Annotated in this window: 20 protein-coding genes; 10 read left to right on the top strand and 10 right to left on the bottom strand. The window is 73.4% G+C overall.

What is annotated here, in order from left to right:
• Positions 1–83 precede the first annotated feature (83 nt).
• The 8 genes from ACIQKA_RS26255 to ACIQKA_RS26220 all read left to right on the top strand — a co-directional run bounded on the left by ACIQKA_RS26255 (position 84) and on the right by ACIQKA_RS26220 (position 11,471).
• On the top strand, positions 84–950 hold the full coding sequence (locus ACIQKA_RS26255) for a helix-turn-helix domain-containing protein (protein WP_383429634.1): 867 nt from the start codon (positions 84–86) through the stop codon (positions 948–950).
• Positions 951–1,325: 375 nt separating this feature from the next.
• Positions 1,326–4,727, top strand: coding sequence for a carboxylic acid reductase (gene car, locus ACIQKA_RS26250; protein WP_402542556.1), 3,402 nt, complete (start codon positions 1,326–1,328; stop codon positions 4,725–4,727).
• Between the two features lie 107 nt (positions 4,728–4,834).
• On the top strand, positions 4,835–5,536 hold the full coding sequence (locus ACIQKA_RS26245) for a 4'-phosphopantetheinyl transferase (RefSeq protein WP_402542554.1): 702 nt from the start codon (positions 4,835–4,837) through the stop codon (positions 5,534–5,536).
• 292 nt (positions 5,537–5,828) lie between these two features.
• Positions 5,829–7,001, top strand: a complete 1,173-nt coding sequence (locus ACIQKA_RS26240) for a 3-deoxy-7-phosphoheptulonate synthase (RefSeq protein ID WP_383152918.1) — start codon at positions 5,829–5,831, stop codon at positions 6,999–7,001.
• A 124-nt stretch (positions 7,002–7,125) separates the two neighbouring features.
• Positions 7,126–7,782, top strand: a complete 657-nt coding sequence (locus tag ACIQKA_RS26235; protein ID WP_383429641.1) for an isochorismatase family protein — start codon at positions 7,126–7,128, stop codon at positions 7,780–7,782.
• Positions 7,783–7,810: 28 nt separating this feature from the next.
• On the top strand, positions 7,811–9,694 hold the full coding sequence (locus ACIQKA_RS26230; RefSeq protein WP_383152914.1) for an anthranilate synthase family protein: 1,884 nt from the start codon (positions 7,811–7,813) through the stop codon (positions 9,692–9,694).
• A 213-nt stretch (positions 9,695–9,907) separates the two neighbouring features.
• Positions 9,908–10,783, top strand: coding sequence for a YihY/virulence factor BrkB family protein (locus tag ACIQKA_RS26225; RefSeq protein WP_383152912.1), 876 nt, complete (start codon positions 9,908–9,910; stop codon positions 10,781–10,783).
• Positions 10,784–10,895: 112 nt separating this feature from the next.
• Positions 10,896–11,471 (top strand): cupin domain-containing protein, encoded by a 576-nt coding sequence (locus ACIQKA_RS26220; protein ID WP_391096384.1) that lies wholly within the window; start codon positions 10,896–10,898, stop codon positions 11,469–11,471.
• Between the two features lie 37 nt (positions 11,472–11,508).
• On the opposite strand, the gene ACIQKA_RS26215 is transcribed toward ACIQKA_RS26220, so the two are convergent.
• Positions 11,509–12,171: a DUF5701 family protein gene (locus tag ACIQKA_RS26215; protein WP_383152908.1), complete on the bottom strand. Its 663-nt coding sequence runs from the start codon at positions 12,169–12,171 to the stop codon at positions 11,509–11,511.
• Positions 12,172–12,211: 40 nt separating this feature from the next.
• On the bottom strand, positions 12,212–13,078 hold the full coding sequence (locus ACIQKA_RS26210) for a LysR family transcriptional regulator (RefSeq protein ID WP_383152906.1): 867 nt from the start codon (positions 13,076–13,078) through the stop codon (positions 12,212–12,214).
• A 69-nt stretch (positions 13,079–13,147) separates the two neighbouring features.
• Here ACIQKA_RS26210 and ACIQKA_RS26205 point away from each other — a divergent pair, with 69 nt between their 5' ends.
• Positions 13,148–13,744, top strand: coding sequence for a short chain dehydrogenase (locus ACIQKA_RS26205; RefSeq protein WP_383152904.1), 597 nt, complete (start codon positions 13,148–13,150; stop codon positions 13,742–13,744).
• A gap of 56 nt (positions 13,745–13,800) precedes the next feature.
• Here ACIQKA_RS26205 and ACIQKA_RS26200 read toward each other — a convergent pair whose 3' ends face one another.
• The 7 genes from ACIQKA_RS26200 to ACIQKA_RS26170 all read right to left on the bottom strand — a co-directional run bounded on the left by ACIQKA_RS26200 (position 13,801) and on the right by ACIQKA_RS26170 (position 22,171).
• Complete coding sequence (locus ACIQKA_RS26200) at positions 13,801–14,625, bottom strand: thioesterase II family protein (RefSeq protein ID WP_402542550.1); 825 nt, start codon at positions 14,623–14,625, stop codon at positions 13,801–13,803.
• Between the two features lie 2 nt (positions 14,626–14,627).
• Positions 14,628–15,401, bottom strand: a complete 774-nt coding sequence (locus ACIQKA_RS26195; RefSeq protein WP_383152900.1) for a thioesterase II family protein — start codon at positions 15,399–15,401, stop codon at positions 14,628–14,630.
• Positions 15,398–16,003, bottom strand: coding sequence for a 4'-phosphopantetheinyl transferase family protein (locus ACIQKA_RS26190; RefSeq protein ID WP_402542548.1), 606 nt, complete (start codon positions 16,001–16,003; stop codon positions 15,398–15,400). Before ACIQKA_RS26190 ends, ACIQKA_RS26195 begins: the two co-directional genes overlap by 4 nt.
• A gap of 47 nt (positions 16,004–16,050) precedes the next feature.
• Positions 16,051–17,664: an amino acid adenylation domain-containing protein gene (locus ACIQKA_RS26185; protein WP_402542546.1), complete on the bottom strand. Its 1,614-nt coding sequence runs from the start codon at positions 17,662–17,664 to the stop codon at positions 16,051–16,053.
• Positions 17,661–20,822, bottom strand: a complete 3,162-nt coding sequence (locus tag ACIQKA_RS26180) for an amino acid adenylation domain-containing protein (protein WP_383429651.1) — start codon at positions 20,820–20,822, stop codon at positions 17,661–17,663. The genes ACIQKA_RS26185 and ACIQKA_RS26180 overlap by 4 nt, the downstream gene beginning before the upstream one ends.
• Before the next feature lie 12 nt (positions 20,823–20,834).
• Positions 20,835–21,104 carry an acyl carrier protein gene (locus ACIQKA_RS26175; protein ID WP_383152892.1) on the bottom strand — a complete coding sequence of 90 codons (270 nt, stop codon included), beginning with the start codon at positions 21,102–21,104 and terminating at the stop codon, positions 20,835–20,837.
• Positions 21,105–21,250: 146 nt separating this feature from the next.
• Positions 21,251–22,171, bottom strand: coding sequence for a LysR family transcriptional regulator (locus ACIQKA_RS26170; protein ID WP_383152890.1), 921 nt, complete (start codon positions 22,169–22,171; stop codon positions 21,251–21,253).
• A gap of 213 nt (positions 22,172–22,384) precedes the next feature.
• Between ACIQKA_RS26170 and ACIQKA_RS26165 the strand changes: the two genes are divergently transcribed.
• Positions 22,385–22,594: a hypothetical protein gene (locus tag ACIQKA_RS26165; protein WP_383152888.1), complete on the top strand. Its 210-nt coding sequence runs from the start codon at positions 22,385–22,387 to the stop codon at positions 22,592–22,594.
• Here ACIQKA_RS26165 and ACIQKA_RS26160 read toward each other — a convergent pair.
• Positions 22,588–25,530: an AfsR/SARP family transcriptional regulator gene (locus ACIQKA_RS26160; protein WP_402542542.1), complete on the bottom strand. Its 2,943-nt coding sequence runs from the start codon at positions 25,528–25,530 to the stop codon at positions 22,588–22,590. The two genes, ACIQKA_RS26165 and ACIQKA_RS26160, sit on opposite strands and share 7 nt — an antisense overlap.
• Positions 25,531–25,542 lie beyond the last annotated feature (12 nt).

Genomic DNA, 25,542 nt, shown 5'->3' with positions numbered 1-25,542 from the left:
CCCGTCGGACAGCCAGCCCTCTGCTGGGGGTATACCTGACAGGTATACCCACCGGCGGGGACGATCGGCTTACGCTTGCGGTCGTGGAGAGCCTCGGAACGTTCTTGAAGAGCCGCCGTGACCGGGTCACCCCGGACGAGATCGGGCTGCGCACCCACGGGAACGGGCGCCGCGTCCCCGGGCTGCGGCGGGAAGAGCTCGCCCAGCTCGCCGGAGTGAGCGCCGGCTACTACACCCGGTTGGAGCAGGGGCAGGCGGAGACGGCGTCGGAGCAGGTGCTCGACGCGCTCGCACGGGCGTTGCGGCTCGACCCGACCGAGACCATGCACCTGCACAACCTCGCCAGGCACTCGCCGACGCCCCGGCTCGCCGAACCCCCGGTGGAGGAGCCCCACAAGCGCGTCCTCGCGCTCCTGGAGTCCCTCGGCGAGGCGACGCCGGCGATCGTCCTGGGTCGCCGCGGGGACGTGCTCGCGTGGAACCGCAGCGGGCACGCCCTGCTCGCCGAGCACGTCGCCTTCGAGACCCCGGACGATCCGGAGCGCCGCCTGTCGATCCCCCGGATGTTCTTCCTGGATCCGGTGACGCGGGACCTGTACACCAACTGGCACGCGCTCGCGCGTGCCCACGTGGCGTACCTCCGGCTGACCGCCGGCCGCTACCCCACCGACGCGCGGCTGGCGGGGCTGATCGGTGAACTCACCATGCGCAGCGACGACTTCTCGGCCCTGTGGGCGAATCGGGACGTCGCGGACTGTACGACGGGCACGATGCGCATGCGCCACACCACCGTGGGCGCGGTGAGCGTCGACTACCAGGTCTGGCTTCAGCCCGACAGCCCCGACCACCGGCTCGAGGTCTACACCCCGAACGACCCGGCTTCCGCCGACGCCCTGCAGGTCCTGACCCATCAGAGCCACCGCGCCACCGATTCCCCGCGCGACGACTGAGCGACGCCCTCGCTTTTCCTCTCGCCGACACCGTACGGGCCCCGCGCGTACGGTGTCGGCGTATTCCCGCGCGCCCGCTCTCGATTCTCCTTACAGGTATGTGAAAACCGGGCAGTCACTTTCGCCGGGCAACCTGACATATACGTTCTTCATATTTATCCACGAGGGGCCTGAGTAGGTAGCGTTGTAGCGCAAGCAAGAGTGGCACGCCCTGGGCTTTCCCTGCCCACGGGCCAGTGCATCGTGTCCGAATGCGACGATCCCTTTCCTGTCCGAAAAGGTGCGGCGCCGCCGGGGGAACACCGGCCGCCCTCCCTTTCACTGCCAGCACCACTGTCAGCCGAGATCAGGTCCGTACACGACGCGGAGACCAGAATGCGACTTGCGCAAGTGATGGAAAGCGTAATGGTGCGCCATGCCGATCGGCCGGCCATCGGAGAACGCGCCAAGGAATTCGTGCGGGACCCGGAGACGGGCCGTGTGTCCTACCGGCTGCTACCGCGGTACGAGAAGACCGGATTCCGCGAATTATGGGCGCGGGTCCGCGCGGTGGCGAGCGAATGGCACGGGGGCGCGGAGCACCGGCTGGAGCCGGGCGACCGGGTCTCCGTGCTCGGTTTCGCGAGCGGCGACTACACCGTCGTCGATCTCGCCTGCACCTACCTCGGGGTGGTGAGCGTTCCGCTCCAGACGAGTTCGCCCGCGTCCCAGCAGAGGGCCGTCGTCGACGAGACGGCGTCCCGCGTGATCGCCGCGAGCGTGGAGCGCCTGGACAGGGCGGTGGAGCTCGCCCTCGGCAGTCCGTCGGTCGAGCGGGTCCTGGTCTTCGACTTCCACCCGCAGGTCAGCGACCACGCCGACGCGCTGGACGGGGCGCGCGACCGCCTCGCGGGCGCCGGGCGTCCGGTGCGCGTCGACACCCTTCCCGAGGTCCTCCGCCGGGGGGCCGGCCTCCCCGAGGCACCGCTGTTCGTCCCGGCCGAAGGGGACGACCCGCTGGCGATGCTCATCTACACCTCGGGGAGCACGGGAACGCCCAAGGGCGCGATGTACACCGACCGCCTGACCAGCGCGATGTGGGGCGGCGCGTGGTCGAAGCTCTTCTCCGAGGACGAGACGGTCACCTTCAGCTACATGCCGATGAGCCATGTCGCCGGCCACTCCTCGCTGAAGAACACGCTGGCGCGGGGCGGCATCACGTACTTCACGGCCAGGAGCGACCTGTCGACCTTCTTCGAGGACATCGCGCTGGCGCGCCCGACGGAGCTCTCGCTGATCCCGCGCATATGCGAGTTGATCTTCCAGAAGTACCAGAGCGAACTCGACCGGCGGACCACGGCGGACACCACGGACCGCGCCGCCCTGGAGGCCCTGGTCAAGGAGGAGATACGGGTGGACCTGCTCGGCGGCCACGTCGCCTGGGCCGGCTGCGCGTCCGCTCCCCTGTCGGCCGAGCTGACGGCCTTCATGGAGTCCCTCCTCGGCCTCGACCTGCACATCATCTACGGCTCGACCGAGGCCGCGGCCGTCTCGGTCGACGGGGAGATGCTGAGCCCTCCGGTCATCGACCACAAAATCATCGACGTCCCCGAACTCGGCTACTACCGCACCGATTCCCCGTACCCCCGCGGAGAACTGCTGCTCAAGACCGACGCCCTCGTGCCGGGCTATTACAACCATCCCGAGCTGACGGCCGAATTCCTCGACGAGGACGGCTTCTACAGGACGGGGGACATCGTCGCCGAAATCGGTCCCGGGCGGCACAAAATAATAGACCGCCGTAAAAGCGTGCTGAAACTTTCGCAGGGTGAATTCGTGGCGACCGCGCGTCTTGAGGCCGTCTTCGCCTACAGCCCGCTGGTCCGTCAGGTGTTCGTGTACGGAAACAGCGAACGGTCCCATCTGCTAGCCGTCGTCGTCCCTTCCGCAGAGGCGCTCGCCCGCTTCGAGGGCCGTACGGAGGAGCTGCGGCAGGAACTCGGCGAATCCTTCGTCCAGGTGGCGAAGGAGGAAGGACTCAATTCCTACGAGATACCGCGTGAATTCCTGATCGAGACCGAGCCCTTCAGCCAGGACAACGGGCTGCTGTCGGACCACCGGAAGCTGCTGCGCCCCCGTCTGCTCGAACGCTACCGGGAGCGGCTGGAGGAGCTGTACGCGGACATCGCCGCGCGGGAGGACAGGGACCTCCTCGACGTGCGGCAGGGCGCCGCGGACCGCCCCGTGCTGGAGACGGTCCAGCGTGCGGCACAGGCGCTGCTCGCCGGTTCGGGGGTCGCGGTGGGCCCCTCGGCGCACTTCAGGGACCTGGGCGGCGACTCGCTCACGGCGGTCGCGTTCTCCGACCTGCTCGACGACGTCTTCGGGGTCCGGGTCCCGGTGGACATGATCATCAGTTCGGCCACCGACCTCCGGCAGCTGGCCGAGCACGTCGAGACCAGGCTCAAGGACGGGCTGGACCGGCCCGACTTCGCGTCGGTGCACGGACGCGAGAGCGCCGAGGTCCGGGCCGCCGACCTCACCCTGGAGAAGTTCATCGACGCGGAGACGCTCGCCGGGGCCAAGCGGCTGCCCCTTCCCGTGTCGGCCGGGACGGTCCTGCTGACGGGGGCGAGCGGATACCTCGGGCGGTTCCTCACCATGGAGTGGCTGGAGCGGCTGGCGCAGTCCGACGGCCGGCTGGTCTGCCTCGTGCGCGGGCGGGACGTGGCGGCCGCGAGGAGCCGTCTGGAGGAGTCGTTCGCCGGCGGCGACGGGCGACTGGCGCAGCGGTTCGAGGCCCTGGCCGCCGACCACCTGGAGGTCGTGGCGGGCGACATGGCCGAACCCCGGCTGGGGCTGGGCGACCACACCTGGCAGAGGCTGTCCGAGGAGGTGGACGTGATCGTCCACGCCGGCGCCCTCGTCAACCACGTGCTGCCGTACAACCACCTGTTCGAGGCCAACGTGCTCGGCAGCGCCGAGCTGATCCGGCTGGCGCTCACCGGGCGGATGAAGCCGTTCACGTACCTGTCCAGCGTGGCCGTGGCCACCTCCCGGACGCCCGCCCTCGGCGAGGATCCCGACGTCCGCCGGGCGCTCCCCGTGCAGCCGGTCGACGCCGGGTACGCCGGCGGCTACGCGACGAGCAAGTGGGCGGGAGAGGTGCTGCTGCGCGAGGCGCACGACCTGTGCGGCCTCCCGGTCACCGTGTTCCGGTCGAACATGATCCTCGCCCACAGCAGCTACGGCGGGCAGCTCAACGTCCCCGACATGTTCTCCCGGCTCCTCTTCAGCGTGCTCGCGACCGGCCTCGCGCCCGCGTCCTTCTACCGCGGCGAGGGCGAAGAGCGGCGGCCGAGGGCCCACTACGACGGTCTGCCCGTGGACTTCACCGCCGCGGCCGTCGTGTCGCTGGGCGGACAACTCGCGGACGGGTACCGGACGTTCAGCCTGGTGAACCCGCACGACGACGGAATCTCGCTCGACACCTTCGTCGACTGGCTGGGCGACGCGGGCCACCGCATCGAGCGGATCGACGACTACGCGGACTGGCTCGACCGGTTCGAGACGGCCATGCGGGCGCTTCCCGAGGAACAGCGACGGCATTCGTCCCTGCCGCTCCTTCACGGACTCAAGGAGCCGGAGACCGCCGTACGCGGATCCGGCATTCCCTCCGATCGATTCCGCGCGGCCGTCCGGGCCGCGAGGATCGGAGCCGACGAGGACGTCCCGCACATCTCCCCCGCGCTCATCGAGAAGTACGCCAGGGACCTGACGTCGCTCATGTCCGCCTGAAATCGGCCGAGCGGACGGGTCCGACGTCCGGCGCGCCCGTCCATTCGGCGGAAACGATCGCGTTCCCACCGGGCCGCGCGCCCCCTCTTCAAGGGACCGAGGTTGCTTTGATCGAAACCCTCCTGCCCTCTCCCATTCTTTTCGCGGAACGATCGGGAAACGTTCCGGACGATTCCCTCTTTCCTTCGGAGCGACAGGTGGTCGCCGAGGCGGGCATCGCCCGGCGCCAGGAATTCACCACCGTACGGGCCTGCGCGCGCGCGGCGCTCGCGCGGCTCGGCGTCCCGCCGGCGCCGATCCTCCCCGACGCCGCGGGCGCCCCCCGGTGGCCGGCCGGTGTCGTCGGGTCCATGACCCACTGCGCGGGCTATCGGGCCGCTGTCGTGGCCCGCGCGCGCGACGTCGTGGCGGTCGGCATCGACGCCGAACCCGACGCGCCGATCCCCACCGGGGGCGTCCGTGCCCGCGTCACCGCGGCCGAGGAGCGCGCCCACATCGCGGAGCTGGGGGCGCGCCGGCCCGGCGTCAGCTGGGACCGGTTGGTCTTCAGCGCGAAGGAGAGCGTCTACAAGGCCTGGTATCCGTTGACCGGCCGACCACTGGATTTCGATCAGGTGCTGATCACCGTCTCCCCCGACGACGGCATGTTCTCCGCCCGTCTGCTCATACCGGGCCCGAAGGTCGGGGCCCGAAGGATTCGCGGATTCACGGGCGAATGGAAACAGTTCCGGGGGCTTCTCCTCACGGCCGTCTCCCTTATGGCGACAGCCCGTTCCGCCTGTCCGGACGAAGATTTCGAGTGCACTTGACGTATTCTTTGCGCCGTCATTGCACAGGCCATTCCGTCGGCCGAGAGTTGAGTGCACCGGATCGACACACGCACGGAAACGAAGCACCCGGACGCCCGGCCGCCGAGGAGAATAATCCGGCGGCGTGCGCCGCTCTCCGAAATCGTTCACGGCCCGCCGAAACCTTCCGTGAACCGCTGGACACCGCGTCGCCCGGACCGATCCGGTCGGCACGCCCCCGTCCGCGCCCCACCGCAAGTCGACCACGTCCGCCCCGCCCGGATCCCCTCCGGCGTGCTCGCTGAGGAAAACGATGATCGACATTCAGTCCTATCTCCGGTCCATGCCCGCGTCGCAGCAGCCCGACTGGGAGGGGCACTCCTCCCTGGAGGAGGTCCGCACCGACCTCGGGCGGATGCCGGCGCTCGTGGACGCCGAGGCCGTGCGCCGTCTGCGCGCGCTGCTGATGGAGGCCGCCGCGGGCCGTCTGCAGGTGATCCAGACCGGCGACTGCGCCGAGGACCCCGCCGAGGCCACCCCCGAGGACGTCACGCGCAAGACCGCGCTGCTCGACGTGCTGGCCGGAACGATGAAGCTGGCCTCGGGCAAGCCCATCATCAGAGCGGGAAGGATAGCCGGGCAGTACGGCAAGCCCCGGTCCTCCCCGACCGAAACGGTCAACGGCGCCCAACTGCCGGTGTACCGGGGGCACATGGTCAACCGTCCGGAGCCGGACCCGGTGCTGCGGCGGCCGGATCCCCGGCACCTGCTGAGCGGCTACCGGGCCGCGAGCGACACCATGCACTACCTCGGCTGGCGCGGCACCGCCAGCCGGTCCGACCTCGAAGTGCCGGTGTGGACCAGCCACGAGGCGCTGTTGCTGGACTACGAACTGCCGCTGCTGCGGCGCGAACCGGACGGCTCGCTGCTGCTGACGTCCACGCACTGGCCGTGGGTGGGCGAGCGGACCCGGCAGCTGGACGGCGCCCACATCGGACTGCTGGCCGCGGTCTCCAACCCGGTCGCCGTCAAGGTGGGTCCGACCATGACGCCGGATCAGTTGCTGGCCCTGTGCGAGCGCCTGGACGCCCAGCGGCGGCCCGGCCGGCTGACGCTGATCTCCCGCATGGGCGCCGACAACGCCGGCGAGCGGCTGCCCGCGCTGGTCGAGGCGGTCGCCAAGGCCGGTCACCCGGTGCTGTGGCTGTCGGACCCGATGCACGGCAACACGGTCTCCAGTCCCGAGGGGCTCAAGACCCGCCTGGTACACACGGTCGTCCGCGAGGTCAAGAACTTCCAGGCAGCGGTGGGCCAGAACGGCGGCGTCGCGGCCGGTCTGCACCTGGAGACGACCCCGGACACCGTCACCGAGTGCGTGGCGGACGAGTCCGGCCTCGCCCGCCTGGGCGACAAGTACCTCAGCTTCTGCGACCCCCGCCTCAACCCCCAGCAGGCCGTCGAGGTCGTCTCGGCCTGGCAGGGCTGAACCCGGCGCCGTGCACCGGCGCGCCTGCCGCACGCACCACCCGCAGCCGTGGAGCACCCGTCCCCGGCGAGCGGATCTCCCCCGTGAGCGGATCCCCCCCCGTGAAGAGAGGACCGACCGGCCCATGTCCGGTATCCCCCCGATCGAGCCCTACCCGATGCCCCAGGAGGGCGAGCTGCCGGAGAACACCGTCGGCTGGCCCGTGGACCCCCGCCGGGCCGTGCTGCTGCTGCACGACATGCAGGAGTACTTCCTCAAGCCGTTCCCCCGCTCCGAGGCGCCCGGCGACGCCCTGGTCGGCAACACCGCGCTGCTGCGCGAGCGGTGCGTCGAGCTCGGCGTCCCCGTGGCGTACACGGCGCAGCCCGGCGGCATGACGCCCGAGCAGCGCGGCCTGCTGAAGGACTTCTGGGGGCCGGGGATGGACCCCACGCCCGAGCACCGCAAGGTGGTCGAGCCCCTCGAACCGGGCCCCGGCGACTGGACGTTCACAAAGTGGCGCTACAGCGCCTTCTTCAAGTCCGACCTGCTGGAGCGGATGCGTTTCCACCGGCGCGACCAGCTGATCGTCTGCGGCGTGTACGCGCACGTGGGCGTCCTGATGACGGCGGTCGAGGCGTTCACCAACGACATCCAGCCCTTCCTGGTGGCCGACGCCGTGGCCGACTTCTCCGCCCGGCACCACCGGCTCGCCCTCGACTACGCGGCACAGCGCGCGGCCCGCGTCGTGTCCGCCAAGACCGTGCTGAGCGAACTCGACGCAGGCGGCGCCGCGTCCTGACCGCGCCCCACCGCCGAAAGGAATCCCCATGGCAAGGCAGGACAGCGCGCACGACCTCCTGGCGCGCATCCTCGACGGCACGGCCGGCGCGTTCGCACTGATCCACCGGCCCGAGACGGTGAACCCGGACACCCTGGAACTGCTGGCCGGCGACGTGACGGAGATCGCGTCGCTCGCCGACCTCGACCTGCCCCCGGAGGACGGCGCGGGCGCCCGTACGGAACTGCTCGCGCTGGTCCCCTACCGCCAGCTCGCCGAGCGGGGCTTCGCCGCTCCCGACGACGGGGCGCCGCTGCTGGCGATGTCGGTGCGCGAGCAGGCCTCGGTGCCGCTGCGCGCGACGCTCCCGCTGCTGCCGGACGAGCAGGTGAAGGTGACCGCCGGCCACTTCGACCTGGACGACGAGGCCTACGCGGAGGTCGTGCGGCGGGTCGTCACGGACGAGATCGGCACCGGAGCGGGCGCCAACTTCGTCCTGCGGCGCACCTTCACGGCGCAGCTGCCCGACTTCGGCCCGTCTGCGGCGCTGTCGTTCTTCCGCCGCCTGGTGCAGCGGGAGGCGGGGGCGTACTGGACGTTCCTGGTGCACACCGGCGAGCGGACGTTCGTCGGCGCCACGCCCGAGCGGCACATCAGCGTCCACGACGGCACGGCCGTGATGAACCCGATCAGCGGCACCTACCGCTATCCGGCGGGCGGCCCGGAGCTCGACGGCGTCATGAGGTTCCTCGCCGACTCCAAGGAGGCCGACGAGCTGTACATGGTCGTCGACGAGGAACTGAAGATGATGGCCCGGATCTGCCCGCAGGGCGGCCGGGTGACGGGCCCCTACCTCAAGGAGATGGCGCGGCTGGCGCACACCGAGTACTTCATCGAGGGGCGGACCGACCGCGACGTGCGGGACATCCTGCGCGAGACGCTGTTCGCGCCGACCGTGACCGGCTCCCCGCTGGAGAGCGCCGCGCGCGTCATCAGCCGGTACGAGCCGCAGGGCCGGGGCTACTACAGCGGTGTGGCCGCCCTGATCGGCCGCGACGCAGCGGGCCGCCGCACCCTGGACTCGTCGATCCTCATCCGTACCGCCGACATCGACGACGGGGGCGTCATGCGGATCGGGGTCGGCGCGACCCTGGTGCGCCACTCCGACCCCGAGTCCGAGGTGCACGAGACCCGGGCCAAGGCGGCCGGGCTGCTCGCCGCGCTCGGCGACCCCGAGCCCATCCGGTTCGGTGCGCACCCCGCGGTCCGCGAGGCCCTCGACGAGCGCAACGAGCACATCGCCGACTTCTGGCTGAAGGACCGGGACGCGCGGGAGGACACGGACGGGCCGCTGTCCGGCCGGCAGGTGCTGGTGATCGACGCCGAGGACACCTTCACGGAGATGATCGCGCAGCAGATCCGGTCGCTGGGCGGCGAGGTGAGCGTGCGGCGCTTCGACGAGCGCTACTGCTTCGACGCGCACGACCTGGTCGTGATGGGGCCGGGGCCCGGCGACCCGCGCGAGACGGACGACCCGAAGATCGCGCACCTGCGGTCCGCGGTGGCCCAGCTCCTGGAGGAGCGCCGGCCGTTCATGGCGGTCTGCCTGAGCCACCAGGTGCTCAGCACCCTGATCGGGCTCGACCTGGTCCGCCGGCCGACGCCCAACCAGGGCGCCCAGCACGAGATCGACCTCTTCGGCGCGCGGGAGCGGGTGGGGTTCTACAACACCTTCGCCGCGCACTCCGCGGGCGACTCCTTCGAGCACCCGTCGCACGGGCGCGTCGAGGTCAGCCGCGACCCGCGGACGGGCGAGGTGCACGGTCTGCGGGCGGCCGGCTTCGTGTCCATGCAGTTCCACGCCGAGTCCGTGCTGACCGTCGACGGGCCCCGGATCATCGGCTCGCTCCTCACGGAGGTGGCGAGCGGCTGACCTCCGGGCGGGCCCGGCGCCCCCCGGCCGCACGGGACGGCCGTCGGGGCGCTCGGGGCGTACGGGGTGTGCGGGGTGTGCGGAGCATACGGGGCGTACGGCGTCCTCTCCCCCGGGCCGCCGCGCACCCGCGCGGTCGCGGCGGAACCCGCCCGTCGCGGTCCGGCTTCCGGGCCCCGGGGTGAGAGCGGCGACGCGGGGCAGGAGGACGTCGTGGCAGCGAACATCCTCCGGACGCGCCGGAGCACTCCGGGCAACCGCACCGCCGAGTCACTGCGGCTGGTGCCCTCGGCCCTGCGCGGCACCGCCGTGCGCCTCTGGAACGACAACATCGCCGACTACGCGGCGGCCCTCACGTACTACGCGGTGCTGGCGCTGGTGCCCGCCCTGCTCGTCTCGGTCTCCCTGGTGGGGCTGGCCGGGGCCGGCACCCGCGAGCGGCTGATCCTCGACCTCACCTCCTACGCCCCTCCCCAGTCGGCCCAGGTCCTCCGCGAGGCGCTGGAGGGCCTCACCTCGACGCCGTCCTCCCTGTGGGCCCTGCTCATCAGCGGCGTCCTGAGCGCGCTGTGGTCCGCCTCCAGCTATCTGGCGGTCTTCCGGCGCGCCCTGCACACCATGTACCGGCTGCCCGACACCCGGCCGCCGCTGCGCGCGGCGCACGTCCTCGTCCTCACCGCCGGCGCGCTGCTGGCCCTGCTCGTCACGGGCGCCGCGAGCCTCGTCGCGACCGGCCCCCTGGCCCGCCGGCTCGCGGCGGCCGCCGGCCACCCGGGCACGGACGTCGTGGCCGTCCTGCGGTGGCCGGTGCTCCTGACGATCGTCACGGGCCTCGTCCTCATCCTCTACCGGTCCGGACCCGCCCAGGCCCGTGAGAAGCGCCGGGGTTTCTCGGGCGGCGTCCTGGCCGCGCTGCTCTGGCTCGGCGCTTCGGCCGCCTTCACCCTCTACACGCAGTTCGGGACCTACAGCCGCCTCTACGGGTCGCTGGCGGGGATCGTCGTCTTCCTGGTGTGGCTGTGGTTCACCAACCTGGCCCTGCTGGCCGGCGCGCAGTTCAACGCGGTGCTCGCGCGGTCCGGGAAGTGAGCGGGCCGGCATCGGCGCGGTGCGGGCGGCCCACGATCATCCGCAGGTCCGATGCGCCCCTCCGGGCGCGGGAGTCACCATGCGGGTGGTCTCCCGAAGAGAGGAACGCGCCATGTCGTACCCGGAAGCCCGCTACCACGGTGACGAGGGCGAGGTGAACGCCGTCTTCCGTCCGGCCGGCGGCCCGCCGGACATCTCCTCGCCCGGTGCCTCCACCCACTACCTCGCCACCCACGAGTCCACCGGTGGCGAGTTCGGCCTGTACAGAATGGAACTGGGACCGCGGTCCGCCGGGGCCAGGGCCCACTTCCACAGGACGGTGTCGGAGTCCTTCTACATCCTCTCCGGCGAGCTGGAGCTGTACAACGGCGACAAGTGGGTCACGGGCCGCACGGGCGACTTCCTGTACGTGCCGGTCGGCGGCCTGCACGCCTTCAAGAACGTGACCGACGAGCCCGTGTCCATGCTGGCGCTCTTCTCTCCGGGCGCCCCGCGCGAGGAGTACTTCGAGCGGCTCTCGGAGATGTCGCGGCGGGGTGGCGAGGAGCTGAGGAGGTTCCGCGTCCGGCACGACAGCTACTTCGTGGAGGACTTCGAGGACGGGAGTTCCAAGGGCGAGGGCCCCGAGGACGAGGGCTTCGGGGGTGCGCGCTCCGGGGGCGCGGGTTCCGAGGGCGCGGAGGGGTAGTCCGGCGCCGTCGCGGGCCCCCGCGCCGTCGCGGCGGTCACCCGGCGGGACGGCGGCGGCCGGTGGTGGAGGCGAAGCCCAGCCAGGTGTGGCGGTTGTTCCACCAGCACCAGCCGACCTTGGGGGCGTCGCGCCGTTCCCGGCCGTCCCGTCCGGTGCCGTTGCTGATCCAGATCGCCGGGGTGCGGGCGTCCCAGGAGCCGTTGGCCTTGTGCAGGCGCGAGCCGATCGTCATGAAGCAGTGGTTGCGGACGAGGACGTCCGGCGTCTGGAGCACCCAGTGCATGCCCTCGGTGAGCAGCAGGGGGGTGCGGCCCTCGGCGGTGAGGGCGGGCAGGGCCTCGTCGGGGCTCCGGTTGGACAGGTGGTCGCCCCGGTCGACGCCGTCGACGAGGTAGAGGGGGCCGTCGGGCAGTTCGACGGCCGTCGGGGCGAAGAGGTCGACGTCGGACATGTCGGTGACGACGAAGCCGGGCCGTCCGGCGTGGCGCAGCAGCGGGGCGAGCGCCGAGGCGGGAAGGGCTCGGGGGTGGACGGCGAGCAGGGAGCCCTCGTTCCCGCCGCCGGCCTCCGCGGCGAAGGACCGCACCTCTTCGGCGGTCAGTCCGGCGAGTTCGGGCACGCCCAGGCCGATCAGCCGGTCGGCCTGGGCGCCGAGGTCCGGGAGCTCCGGGAGCGGAGGCGGGGTGGTGTGGGGCACGGCGGGTCCGTTTCGCGGTCGGAGGGCGGGGAGGGACGGGTCACGCGTGGGCGAGGTGGTGGCGCGTCAGGCGGACGAAGTCCGCGGTGGCGGGATGCGCCGGGTCGGTCGGCCAGGCGAGGTAGACCGGGACCGGCGCGGCGTCGGCCAGGGGGACGTAGCGCACGCCGGGGTGGGAGTGGTGGTGGCTGGTGCCCTCGGCGGTGACCCCGACCGCCTCTCCCGTGGCGATGGTCGTCAGCCACTCGTCCACCCCCGGCACGTCGATCGTGGCCGGGCGCCGTCCCCGCGGCCACAGTTCCGGTCCGGTGGTGGCCGCCGTGGAGCACAGGGCCACCGTCTGATCGGCCAGGTCCTCCAGGAGCAGTTCGGGGCGGTCGGCCAGGGGGTGGTGGTCGGGCAGGACGGCCAGGCGCCGTTCGCTGGCGAGTTCGGCCAGCGCGAGCGGGGCGCCGCGGCGGGGGCGGACGCGCAGGAGGGCGAGGTCGGCCCGGCCGCGCCGTACGGCGGCCTCGGGGTCGTCCAGGCGGTGGATCTCCACCCGTACGCCCGGGTGCTCCTCCCGCCAGGCGCGCAGCAGCGGGACGGTGTGGCGGCCGAGGGCGGCCCAGGCGAACGCCAGCCTGAGGGGCCGGGGTTCCGGGGCGGGCGCCGCCGCTTCGGCGAGGGCGTCGTCGAGCTGGCGCAGGATGCGGTGGGCGTGCTCCCACAGGCGCGTGCCCGCCTCCGTCAGCTCCAGGCGGCGGGTGGTGCGCTCGACCAGCCGGACCCCGAGCCGGCTCTCCAGTTGTTCCAGGGTGCGCGACAGGGCCGGCTGGGTGATGTGCAGGACGCGGGCCGCCCCGGTCACCGATCCCTCGTCCCCGATCGCCGCGAGAGCCCGCAGGTGCCGCACGTCCACATTCATGACCACCGAGCATAAGTCCTGAAGAGTGGGCATTTCCCTCACGGCGGCGCGCGTGCCACCGTCGAGGGCATGAACATTCTCCTGATCGGCGCCTCCGGCACGCTGGGCCGGGCCCTGGACGGCGTCCTGCGCGAGCGCGGGCACCACGTCGTGACCGTCGGCCGCACCTCCGGCGAACTGCGGTACGACGTGAGCGACCCCGAACGGATCGCGGCCCTGTACCGGGCGGCGGGCCCGGTGGACGCCGTGGTCGGCGCCGCGGGCCACGTCCCCTACAAGCCGCTGCCGGAGATGACCCCGGACGACTGGCACTCCGCCTTCACCGGCAAGGTCCTCCCGCAGATCGAGCTGGTCCGCCAGGGCCTCGACCACGTCGCCGAGCGCGGCTCCTTCACCCTGATCAGCGGCATCCCGGTCCGCGAACCCGTCCGTACCGGGTCCGCCGCCGCGCTGGCCAACGGCGCGGTGGAGGCGTTCGTCCGCACCGCCGCCGTCGAGATCGCGCCCCGGCGGATCAACGCCGTCAGCCCCAACGTCTTCACCGAGTCCCTGCCCGACTTCGGTTCCTTCTTCCCGGGCCTGGGCTCGGTGGACCTCGAGGACGTCACCGAGGCGTACGTCCGCTCGGTCGAGGGCGCGCAGACGGGGCGCGTCTACGCGCTCTGACCCCGGTCGGCGGCGTCCTCCGGGACGGGGCGGGACGGGACGGGGCGGGCGCGGGTTCACCGGGCGAGCGGGGTCAGGAGGTCGAGGAGGCGGTCCAGGAAGGGCTCCTCGTGGTCCCGCAGGTAGAAGTGGCCGCCCGGTGACATGTGGACGGTGACGGGTTCCGCGGTGTGTTCCCGCCAGGCGTTCAGGGCCTCTTCCGTCACCCGGTCGTCGGTGCCGCCGAGGACGGTCAGCGGGACCGGCAGGGGGACGGCCGGGCGGTGCCGGTACGCGGCGACCAGGCGCAGGTCGGCGCGGAGCGGTCGGGCGACCAGCACGCGCAGCAGCCGGGAGTCGAGGACCTCCGGCGGGATGCCGCCGTGCCGGTCCGCCACCGCGCGCAGCAGTGCGGCGTCGGAGAGCCCGTCCGGGTCGGGGGCGGAGACCGGCGTGTGGGGTGCCGGGAAGGCGGACACGACGAGCTCCGCCGGGAGCCTCCGGCCCCCGTCCCGGAGCGCCCTGGTCGTCTCGTACGCGATGAGGGCCCCGAAGCTGTGGCCGAGGAAGGCGTACGGTCGCGGGTCGGCGAATCCGGGGTCGGCGAGCAGTCCGTCGGTCAGGGCGGCGACCAGGTCCTCCACGGAGCCGGGGTCCGGCTCGTCGTGGCGGGCGCCGCGTCCGGGCAGCTGGAGCACGTGGATCTCGACGGCCGGCAGCAGTTCGGCCCAGCGGAGGTACTCGACCGGGTTCCCGCCGGCGTGCGGGAAGCAGTACAGGCGTGGCGCGCCGGGCCGGTGCGGGCCGGACAGCAGCCACGGCCTGTCGCGGGCCCGGTCCTCCGCCGTCCCCGTGGCCCCCGCCGTTCCCGTGCCCCCCGCCGTTCCCGTCGCGCCGCTCACCCTCAGCCCCCGTCCCGGGCGGCGGACGCGGTCAGGATGCGCTCCGAGAGGCGGGCGAGGAGTTCCGGGGCCCGGTCCTGGAGGTAGAAGTGCCCGCCGGGCAGGGGCAGTTCCTCGGTGCTCCGCGACGAGTGGCGGGCCCATTCGGCGGCCGGGACCGCCGCGTCCTCGTCGTCGGTGCCGTAGGCCACGACGAGCGGCACGTCGAGGGGTTCGGCCGGGGCCGGCCGGTAGGTCTCGATGAGGGTGTAGTCGGCGCGGAGGGCCGGCAGGAGGAGTTCCCTCAGTTCCGGTTCGGCGAGGAGCGCGCTGTCGGCCGCGCCCATGTCCAGGACGTCGGCGACGATCGCGTCGTCGCCCCGGAGGTGGATCGTGCCGGCGGGCGGGAGGCGGTGCGGCGGCGGGAAGCCGCTGACGACGAGGCCGGCCGGCCGCACCCCGTGCGCGTCGGTCAGGACGCGGGCCGTCTCGTAGGCGACGGCGGCGCCCATGCTGTGCCCGAAGAGCCACAGGGGCCGGTCCGCGAGGGGGGCGAGGGCCCCGGCGACCTGCCGGGCCATGTCCGGCATGGCGGTGACGGCGGGGTCCGTGAAGCGGTGGTGGCGGGCGGGGTAGCAGATCGCGTGGGCCTCGACGGCGGGGTCCAGGTGGCGGGGCCAGTCGCGGAAGAAGGACGGCGAGCCGCCGGCGTGCGGCAGGCACACGAGCCGGGCGAGCGGTGTCCGCCCGTCCCGGTCGGCGGGCCGGAGCGGGTGCAGCCAGTGCTGCTCGGTCACGGGGGTGTTCCTCTCTCCGTGCTGCTGAAGGCGCAGCTCAGGGGTATCGGTGAGTGCTGTCGCAGGCTGATCCAGCGGTACGCGCCCCAGGTTCCGGCGCAGGCGCCGGGGGGGACGTCGAGGGTGAGGGCGGGGCCCGCGAGGCCGGTTCCGAGGGCTTTTCCGCAGGCCTCCTTCACGGTCCACATCCAGGTGAACTCGCGGGCCCGGTCGGCCGGGGGCAGCGCGGCGAGCGCCTCGTGGTGGGCGGGGGCGCACCAGTGGACCATCGGGTCGGTCACGTCCGGGGGCGGGTCCTGGACGTCGACGCCGACGGCGCGGCCCCGGGCGACGCCGACGGCGCAGGCCTCGGCCACGTGGCTGACGCTGATGCCCAGGCCGGGGTGGCCGAGGAGGGTCGGGCGGCCGGCCGGCGTGTAGGCGATGCCGGCGCCGGCCGCGGCGGGGAAGCGGTCCTGGAGCAGGGCGCGCAGCAGACCGCGCGCCCGCAGCCGGTCCGTCCGCCGCCGGGGCGGCAGCCGCCGGGCGTCGTCGTGGTCGGCGGCGGTCGCCCACCGGGCCGGTGGGGCGTCCCGGTGGGCGCGGGCCAGGGCGACCCACACGCCGGGCCCCACCTCGACGGAGGGCGGGGGCCCGGCGGGGGCCGGTGTCACGGGGTGTCGCCCGCCCCGGCGCGCACCCCGGCGCGGTCGACCTTGCCGGTGACGCCCAGCGGGAGGTCGGCGTGGAGCCTGAACTCGGAGGGCACCATGTAGTCCGGCAGGGTCCGCATCAGGGTGCCGCGCAGCGCGGAGCGGAAGACGACGGGGTCCTCGCGGTCGGCCGGGTCGGCCGGCACCACGTCCGCGACGAGCCGGTCGCCTCCGTCGGCCCGCTGCTCGACGACGACGACGGCGGTGCGGACGCCGTCGGCGGCCCGGAGCGCGGCCTCGATCTCCTCCAGTTCGATGCGGAAGCCGCGGATCTTGACCTGCCGGTCGGCGCGGCCGAGGAAGAGGAGTTCCTGTCCGCGGACGGCGACCAGGTCGCCGGTCCGGTAGTACGTGCCGTCGCGTCCGGGCAGGGTGACGAACCGCTGGTCGGTCAGGTCGGGCCGGCCGAGGTAGCCCTCGGCCACGCACGGGCCGCCCAGGTGGAGTTCGCCCGTGCCGCCGTCGCCGACCTCCTCGCCCGCCGCGTCCAGGACGACGGAGAGGTGGCCGGGCAGGCAGTGTCCGATCGGGACCCGGTCGCCCTGCCAGCCCTCGCCGATCCAGTACAGGGTGGCGGTGACGACGGTCTCGGTCGGGCCGTAGGTGTTGCAGACGGGGATCGATCCGAGCGGTCCGTTGGACCAGCGGCGGACCACCGCCGGGTTGACCGCCTCGCCGCCGAAGACGACGCCGCGCAGGGTGGCGAGGCAGGCGATGTCGTCCTCGGACAGCTCCTCGCCGAAGAAGGCCTCGAAGTAGGCGGTGGTGCAGGAGACGTACGTGACGCGGTGGGCGCGGACCCGCTCGAAGAGCTGGCGTCCGGTCCACAGGGCGGCGCCGCGCAGCAGGACCGTCCCGCCGCCGGCCATCGGGGCCCACATCTCCTCGACCGCCGCGTCGAAGCTGGGCGACGCGAAGGACAGCAGGACGTCCTCGGGGGTGAGGCCGTAGGCCTCCAGGGCTCCGAGGAGGTGCACGGCGAGCGCGTGGTGGCCGACCGCGACGCCCTTGGGGCGCCCGGTGGAGCCGGAGGTGTAGATGAGGTAGGCGCGGTCGCCGGCGGTCGCCCGGTGCGGGCGGATCCGCTCCTCCCTGGCGGCGAGCGCGTCCGGATCCGCGTCCTCGGCGGTGTCCGTCCCGTCGAGGACGACCCGTTCGGTGCGCAGACCGGTGCCGGGTCCGGTGCCGCTCTCGGCGGTGGTGAGGACGATCCGGGCGCCGGTGTCGTCGAGGACGTACCGCACGCGCTCCTCGGGCAGGCGCGGGTCGATCGGCACCCAGGCGGCGCCGGCCAGCCAGGCGCCCAGGGCGGCCGTCATGAACGCGGTGTTCCCGGGGCCCACGAGGGCGACCGTCTCCCCCCGGGAGCAGCCGTGCGCGAGGAGGCGTTCGGCGACCCCGTGCGCCGCGTCCCACAGCCGGCGGTACGAGATCCGGTCCGGGCCGCACAGCACGGCCGTGCGGTCCGGTGCGCGGCGGACGTGGCCCTCGATCAGGTCGAGGACGGTGTGGCCGGCGGGGAGCGGGGAGGAGGTGGCCGGGGAGGCCGTGGACGGCAGGGTGGTGGTCATGTGGTCGCTCCGCGGTCGGTGGTGAGGTGGTCGGCAAGGGCCCGGATGGTGGGGGTCCGGAAGAACTCGACCACCGGGACGCGCACTCCGGTGCGTTCCGCGACGGTGTTCAGCAGCCGCAGGACGTCGAAGGAGTTGCCGCCGAGCAGGAAGAACGACTCGTCGGCGCCGGTCGGTTCGCTGCCGAGCAGCTGGGTCCAGACGTCCCGGACCAGGGCCTCGGCCGGGCCCGGCGTCCAGGTCCCGGCCGGCTTCGCGGCGGTGGCCTCGGTGAACTCGCCGCGCTCGAAGCGGCGCAGCAGCGTCTTGCGGTCGATCTTGCCGTTGTCGGTGAGCGGCATGGCGTCGATGGTCAGGACGTGACGCGGGATCATGTACGGCGGCAGTTCGGCCCGGAGGGCGTCGCGCAGCTCCCGCGCGTCCACGGCCTCGCCGGGCGCCGGGAGGGCGAACAGGCAGAGGGCGGCCCGTTCGCCGGTGCCGTGCACCGCGGCCGCGGCGGCGCGGAGGGCCGGCAGCTTCTCGGCGGCGAGCTCCAGTTCGCCCAGTTCGACGCGGTGGCCGCGGAGTTTGACCTGGGAGTCCCGGCGGCCGAGGAAGGCCAGGGTGCCGTCCTCGGAGAGGATCGCCAGGTCGCCGGTGCGGTAGACGCGGCCCGTGCCGTCCGGGGCGGGCAGGAACGCCGCCCCGGTCCGTTCGGGGTCGTTGAGGTAGCCCTCGGCCGGGCAGACGCCGCCGAAGTACAGCTCGCCGACCGCGCCGGGCGGCACGGGCCTGCCGTGCGGGTCGAGGAGGTGGGTGTCGACGCCGGGCAGGGTGTGTCCGATCGGCACGTGGGAGGGCCGGTCGCGGCCGGGGCCGCCGGTCAGGACGTGGCCGGTGACGGCGTGGGTCTCGGTGGGCCCGTAGAGGTTGACCAGGGTGAGGTCCTCGTGGCGGTCCAGGAGCCGCCGGGAACGGCTGTCCAGGTGGAGCTGCTCGCCGGAGACGCAGAGGTGCCGCACGTCCGCGAGCGGGTGGCCGCCGTCGTGGACGGCGTCGGCGAACGCGCCGAGGACGGCGACCGGCAGGTAGACGTGGGTGAGGCGCTCCTCCTCGACCAGGGCGGCGACCCGCGCGAGGTCGCGCCGGTCGGTGTCGCCGAGGCCCTGGACCGTGCCGCCGGCCGCGAGGGTCGGGAAGATCTCCTGGTAGGAGACGTCGAACCCGAGCGGCGCGAACTGCAGGAAGCGGGTGAGGGGGCCCATCTGGAGGGTGTCGATCTGCCAGTGCAGCAGGTTGACCAGGGCGGGCTGGCCCATGAGGACGCCCTTGGGACGGCCCGTGGAGCCGGAGGTGAACATGACGTAGACGGGGGCGGTGCCGTCCGGGGGCTCCGGCGCGGCGTCGGCGGAGCCCGCCTCCTGGAGGGCGGCGACGGTGGTGCGCTCCGGCTCGTCGGGCGTCACGCGGCGGGAGCCGATGACCAGGGAGCAGCCGGAGTGGCCGATCATGTAGCTCAGCCGGTCCTCGGGCAGGGTGGTGTCGACGGGCAGGTAGGCGGCGCCGCACCAGAGGACCGCCAGCATGGCCACGACGGTGTCCGCGAGGCTCTCCGGGACGACGGCGACGACGTCCCCGCGCCGCACCCCGCGGGCGTGCAGGGCGGCGGCGGCGCGGGCCGTGCGCCGCAGCAGCTCCGCGTAGGTGAGGCCGGGGCCGCGCGGGTCGGTGACGGCGAGCCGTTCGGGGTGCCGGCGCGCGGCCTCCCGGACCAGGCCGACCAGTCCGCCCGGGCTGTCGGTGACGGCCTCGGCGGCGCGCCTGAAGCCGGGGACGGCACGGGTCCCCAGGCCGGCCGTCAGGCGGTGCAGCGGGGTGCTCGGGTCCGCGGCGGCCCCGAGCAGCACCTGCCGGTACTCGTCGAGGAACCGCTCGGCGTAGGAGGCGGGGAAGAGGTCCTTGTCGTACTCGACCTCGATCAGGAGCCCGTCCTCGACCGGGGTGGCGCCCAGCCAGAGGTCGAAGCGGGCCGCCTCCTGCGAGACGAAGCGGAGCGTGCCGCGCAGTCCGCCGGCGAACTCCAGCCGGGTGCGCAGCTCGTCCTGCATCGCGAACATCGACTGGAACAGCGGGTTGCGGTTGGTGGTGCGTTCGGGCGCGACCTCGGCCACCAGCGCGTCGAAGGGCACCGCCTGGTAGCGCTTCGCCTCGCGCACCACCTCGGTCACGGCCGCGACGTGCGCGGCGAACGGCAGGTCGCCGGCCGGCAGGACCAGCGGCAGGGTGTTGACGAAGAACCCGGCGAGGTCGTGCGAGGCGATGGTGCGGCGGGTGGAGAACGGGCTGCCCACGACCACCCGGTCCTGGCCGGAGTACTCGCCGAGCAGGGCCGCGTAGCAGGCGAGCAGCACGGCGAAGGGGGTGGTGGACAGCTCGCGGGCGGTGCGCTCGACGCGCTCGCGCTCGTCGGTGCCGAGCAGCAGGTTCAGGTCCGCTCCGGCGAAGGAGGTGTTCGCGGGGCGGGTGGGCGTCGCGTAGAGGGTGGTCGGCGGGACGCCCTCCAGTTCGGCGGCGAGCCGCTTGACCTCGCCTGCCTCGACGGCGGCCTCGGTCGCCCGTACCTGCGCGGCGAGTTCGGCGGCGAGGTGCCGTTCGCGCTCCGCGGCGGTCGGGGCGGCGGGGGCGGCCGGGCCGGGCGCCTCGACGGCGAGCCGGTAGCCCTCGGTCAGTTCGTCGAGCAGGGCGGTCATGGAGACGCCGTCGCTGACGGAGTGGTGGACGTTGCACAGCAGGGCGCTGCGGCCCGGTGCGGTGAGCAGCTTGAAGCGGCACAGCGGTGCCGTCCGCAGGTCCACGGCGAGGCGGGCGAAGGCGGCGCTCTCCTCGTCCAGGTGCCGCTGCCAGTCGTCGCCCTCGGCCGTGCTGCCGGCCACGTCGAGGGGGACGGCGCCGGTCGGGGTGATGCGGGCCCCGGCCTCGCCGCCGTCGAGGGTGAACTCGGTGCGCAGGGTCGGCTGGAGGTCGAGGAGCCGGCGCAGGGCGGAGCGCAGGGCGTCGGGGTCCGCCTCGCCGTCGAAGGCGATGCGGAAGCTGATGTTGTAGAGGTCCTTGCGCTCCATGGCCTCCTGGATGAACAGCAGGCTGCGCTGGGAGGCCGTGACGGGGATGCCGCTCATGTCCCGCTCCCCTCAGTTCCAGGAGTCGACGAAGGCCACGAGGTCCGCGACCGTGACGACGTCGGCGAGCAGATAGGGGTCGATCTCCTGCGTGGGGTCGGCGGCGAGGTCGCCGAGGACGCGCAGCAGCATGAGGGAGTCGACGCCGAGCGCGGTGAGTTCGGTGTCGGGGGTCAGCGGCTGCTCGCCGAGGCGCCGGGTGACGGCGGCGTGGACCCGGTCGGCGGTGGAGGCGGGGCCGGCGGGGTCGGGGAGGGACTGCTCCGTGGCGGAGACGGTCATGGGGCGGGCCTTTCTCGGTACGAGAGGAGGAGGGAGCGGTGGTTCCGCTTCCGGTTCCTGGGTCCGGAGTCCGGGGTGCGGGGTCCGGTTGCTGCTGTTTCCTGGGTCCGGGTGCCTCTTCCGGGGCGTGGTGCGGGGCCGGTCGGTCAGCCCGCGGCGAGGACGCGGTCGTCGTCGAGGTGTTCCGCGGCGACGTCCAGGGCGGTGGCCACCAGGGCGTCGAGCGCGCTGTTGGGGGTCCGGGTCCGGCGCCGTACGACCTGGGTGCACGTGTCGAACGGCGGCACCCAGTCGACGACGGCCAGGGTGCCGTCGGCGAGCTCCCGTTCGACCGAGACCAGGGGGATGAACGCCAGGCCGATACCCAGGGCGACGCTGCGCTTGGCCGCGTCGATCGAGTCCAGGTCGAAGACGCGGGGGCGGTCCGGTCCGTCGAGCAGCCCGAGCGCCTGCTCGAACTGGAGCTGGTAGCCGGCCCGGGTGTCGGCCCGGATGATCGGCGTGGTCCGCAGCACGTCCCCGCCGACCGGGCCGCGGCCGGTCACCGGGTGGCCGGGACTGCTCACGAGGACCATGGGCTCGGGGCACAGGACCTGGGTCTCCAGGCCCTCGTGCTCCTCCGGGGAGCCGACGACGAAGGCGCAGTCCAGGCGCCCCTCCCGGACGGCCGCGACGGCGTCCGGGCCGGCGCCGGCGTGCAGGGCGACCTGTACGTTGGGATAGCGGCGGTAGAGGTACTCGACCATCGGCAGCAGGCGGTAGCTGGTCAGGCTCTCCACCGTTCCGACGTCGACCCGTCCGTGCGGCTGGCCCCCGGCGACGATGGCCTGCCGGGCGCGGCCGGTGAGCGAGATGATCTCCCGTGCGTAGGGCAGGAGCTGACGGCCGGCGGCGGTGGGTCTCACCCCGCTCGGCAGGCGCTCGAGGAGGGTGACCCCGAGTCCCTGCTCCAGGGACTTCACACGCGTGGTGACCGTCGGCTGCGACAGGTTCAGCCGGGCGGCCGCCCTGGTGAAGCTTCCGATGTCCACCACGGCCACGAAGGCGTGGAGTTGAGGAGTGTCCACAGTCCGAATCCTCTCTGTACAGAACAGGACTGCTGTGCGGATCCCCATGCTTCGCAGGCGCCCTATCGGTGCCCTACTGATCCGGTACTGGTCGTTCCGTCGCGACGAGGAGCGGCGCGGGGCCGGATCGATAGCCGATGAGTGGCGGCGGTCCGTACCTTTCTGAACAGCCGGCACCCCGGCCCGACCACCACCACACACGGGGAGATTCCAGTGCGCATCCGCCTCGCGGTCCTCAACGCCGCCCTCCTGATCACCGCCGCGGTCACCGCCGCGGTCACGGCCCTCGGCGCGCCGTCCACCGGCGGGAGCGCCACGGCCGAGCAGGTGCGGACCGTCGCCGGTGACACCCCGTGGCCCCAGCCGACCCCCTCGCCCGCCCCGGCCGGCGACACCCCGTGGCCCGGCGGCGGGGGTCAGTGACGCACGGCGTCCGAGTCCTCGCGTCCGGGCCCGGCGTGGGCCGGCGGTCCGCTCTGGTCGGCTTCCAGCTGGGCCAGTTCGAGGCGGACCTCGGCCGCGCCGACCAGGTCCATCGTCCGCTCGCGGATGGACGCCACCTCGCGCAGCAGGCGTTGCGCCGTGGTGAACCGTCCCAGCCGGGCGTTGACCGATCCCAGCCGGTGCAGGATGCGGGACTCGCCCGCGATGTCCCCGCGTGAACGCACCAGGTCCAGGACGTTGCGCAGCAGCCGCTCGGCCTCCGGGTAGCACGCGCGGCGCTGCATGAGGTCGCTCATCACGAACCGCACCTGCGCCTCCATCCGCTCGTTGCCGGCCCGCCGGCAGATGTCCAGCGCCCCGTCGAGCAGTTGCTCGGCGTCGTCCAGGCGGTCCTGGTCGAGGGCGAGGCGGGCGAGGTGGGCGAGGGTGTTGGTCTGGCCGACGTGGTCGTCGACCGCCTGGAAGTCGGCCACCGCCTGCCGGTGCAGCGCCAGGGCCGCCCGCTGGTCGCCCTGGCGCTGCGCCAGCATGGCCAGGTTGCGCCGGACCAGCGCGAGGCCCCGGACGTCGCCCAGCTCCGAGAACGCCTCCCGGGCCGGTTCGAGGGCCGCGCGCGCCTTGGTCGGCCGGGAGCGGGTGAGGTGGAGCGAGCCCAGCGAGCACATGACGGCCGCCCGGCCCCGGGTCAGTCCCGCCCTCGTGGTCGCTTCGAGGGCCTTCTCGTGCGTGCGCTGCCAGTCGTCGAAGTAGCAGCGGGACTCGAACATCGTGACCAGGGTGACGGCCAGGTCCCAGCACGCCTCCGCCTGTCCGGTCGCCGCGGCCAGGTCCACGACGTGGCAGAGGTTGGCGCGTTCGGTCTCCAGCCAGGACAGCGGCTCCCGCAGGAGCCGGTCCGTCCGCGCCCCGGGCAGGTGCCAGCGCGGCGCGTCCCCGTGCAGGATGGTGAAGTCCCCTCCGTACAGGCGCCGGTGGGCCTCGTCGGCCAGGGCGAGCCAGCCGCCGACGAGCCGGGTGAGGGCGAGGTCGGCCCGGTCGCGGTCGGCGTGCCGTTCCAGCTCCTCGCGGGCGAACAGGCGGACCAGGGCGTGCAGCCGGTAGTGCGGCTCGGTGGGGGACGCGGTGCCGTCGACCTCCAGCATCTGGGCGTCCACCAGCGATTCCAGCAGGTCCCCGGCGCGGAACGGGTCGGCGTCCAGGAGGGCGGCCGCGACCCAGGTGGGTACGGAGCCGCCGTCCTGGAGGCCGAGCAGCCGCAGCAGCCGGCGGCCCTCCTCGGTCAGCCCGTCGTAGGTGAGGGCGAGGCTGGAGCGGATGGCCAGTTCGCCGTGGGACAGTTCGTCCAGCCGGTGCCTCTCGTCGGAGAGCCGGTCGCGCATCCACGCGAGGGACCAGTTGGGGCGGGCGGCCAGGCGGGCGGCGATGATCCGCAGGGCCAGCGGCAGCCGTCCCACCAGCCGTACCAGGTCCGCGGCCACCTCGGGCTCCGCCGCGACGCGTTCCGCGCCGATGACCGCGGCCAGCATGTCGATCGACTCCTCGGGGCTGCACACGTCCACGTGCAGGAACCGGGCGCCGGGCAGTCCGGTGATGCCGGCCTGTCCGGTGACGATGACGGAGGAGGTGCCGTTGCCGGGCAGCAGGGGCCGGACCTGCTGGGGGCCGGAGGCGTTGTCGAGCACGATCAGCATCCGCTTGTCGGCCAGCAGGCCGCGGTACATCTCGGCGCGTTCCTCGATCGGGCCGGGGATCTGCGCGCCGGGTATGCCGAGCGCGCGCAGGAACCGGCCCAGGGCGTCGAGGGCGGTGGCCGACGAGGGGTCGGCGTCGGCGAGGTCACAGTAGAGCTGTCCGTCGGGAAAGGCGCGAGCCAGGCGGTGTCCGAGGTGGACGGCGATGGTGCTCTTGCCGACGCCGGACGGTCCGGCGAGGACCGCGATCGGGGTCGGCCGTCCGTCGCCGCCCGCGAGGAGCAGTTCCTCGGCGGCCTGCACGATCTGGGTGCGGCCGGTGAAGTCGGCGTTGTCGGCCGGCAACTGGAAGGGAACGATTCTGCCGGGAGGGTCCGGGGTCCGGGCGGGCGTCCCGGCGCGGGGCGGCGAGGCCGGCGCGGGACGGTCGGCGGCCGGCCGGGGGTGGGGCGGGCGCAGTTCCGGGTCGGCGGCCAGGATCGCGGACTCCAGCTCCCGCAGCTCGTCGCCCGGTTCGATGCCCAGCTGCTCGACGAGGATGGCCCGCCCCTCCCGGAACGCCTCCAGGGCCTCGGCCTGCCGGCCCGAGCGGTACAGGGCCAGCATCAGCCGGCCGCGCAGCGGTTCGCGCAGCGGGTACGCGGCCACCAGGGCGGAGAGTTCGGGGATGAGCCGGGCGTGCCGGCCGAGCCGCAGTTCCAGGTCGGCGTAGGTCTCCAGATTGATGAGCCGGTACTCGTCGAGCCGGGCCGCCATGGACTGGAGCCGTTCGCTGCGGCACCCGCTGAGCGCGGGGCCGCGCCACAGGTCGGCCGCCCGCCGGGTGAGCGCGGCGGCCTCCTCCGCCCGGCCGGCCTCCGCCGCTTCGTGCGCCTCCCTGCGGTACCGGGAGAAGAGCGCCGCGTCCAGCAGGTCCCCGGCGGCCTCCAGGACGTATCCCGGCTCCCGGGTGAGCAGCCGGGAACCCTGGCCGATCACCGAGAGGTTGGCGCGCAGCGCGGACACGCACATCTGCACCTGGGTGCGGGCGGTGGCCGGTGGCGCCTCGCCCCAGATGGCGTCGATGAGACTTTCCGTACTGACCACCCGGTTAACTTCCAGAAGAAGCGCGCCGAGCACGACTTGCTGGCGCCCCCGGGGAATGCGACAGGCCTCGCCCGACGCTCCCGTTACCTGTAGCGGCCCGAGGACGCGGTAAATGGGTTCGTCGGACGTCGTCGGCATATCGGTGCGGCT

This window comes from Streptomyces sp. NPDC092045 (genome assembly GCF_044756005.1).
Lineage (GTDB): Bacteria > Actinomycetota > Actinomycetes > Streptomycetales > Streptomycetaceae > Streptomyces.
Note: the sequence above shows the minus strand (reverse complement) of the source record. Positions and strands in the feature narration are given on the sequence as shown.

Excerpts from the sequence above, each read along its gene's own strand:
- car (WP_402542556.1), top strand. The coding sequence starts at position 1,326 with ATGCGACTTGCGCAAGTGATGGAAAGCGTAATGGTGCGCCATGCCGAT.
- ACIQKA_RS26240 (WP_383152918.1), top strand. The coding sequence starts at position 5,829 with ATGATCGACATTCAGTCCTATCTCCGGTCCATGCCCGCGTCGCAGCAG.
- ACIQKA_RS26235 (WP_383429641.1), top strand. The coding sequence starts at position 7,126 with ATGTCCGGTATCCCCCCGATCGAGCCCTACCCGATGCCCCAGGAGGGC.
- ACIQKA_RS26230 (WP_383152914.1), top strand. The coding sequence starts at position 7,811 with ATGGCAAGGCAGGACAGCGCGCACGACCTCCTGGCGCGCATCCTCGAC.
- ACIQKA_RS26220 (WP_391096384.1), top strand. The coding sequence starts at position 10,896 with ATGTCGTACCCGGAAGCCCGCTACCACGGTGACGAGGGCGAGGTGAAC.
- ACIQKA_RS26210 (WP_383152906.1), bottom strand. The coding sequence starts at position 13,078 with ATGAATGTGGACGTGCGGCACCTGCGGGCTCTCGCGGCGATCGGGGAC.
- ACIQKA_RS26205 (WP_383152904.1), top strand. The coding sequence starts at position 13,148 with ATGAACATTCTCCTGATCGGCGCCTCCGGCACGCTGGGCCGGGCCCTG.
- ACIQKA_RS26185 (WP_402542546.1), bottom strand. The coding sequence starts at position 17,664 with ATGACCACCACCCTGCCGTCCACGGCCTCCCCGGCCACCTCCTCCCCG.
- ACIQKA_RS26180 (WP_383429651.1), bottom strand. The coding sequence starts at position 20,822 with ATGAGCGGCATCCCCGTCACGGCCTCCCAGCGCAGCCTGCTGTTCATC.
- ACIQKA_RS26175 (WP_383152892.1), bottom strand. The coding sequence starts at position 21,104 with ATGACCGTCTCCGCCACGGAGCAGTCCCTCCCCGACCCCGCCGGCCCC.
- ACIQKA_RS26160 (WP_402542542.1), bottom strand. The coding sequence starts at position 25,530 with ATGCCGACGACGTCCGACGAACCCATTTACCGCGTCCTCGGGCCGCTA.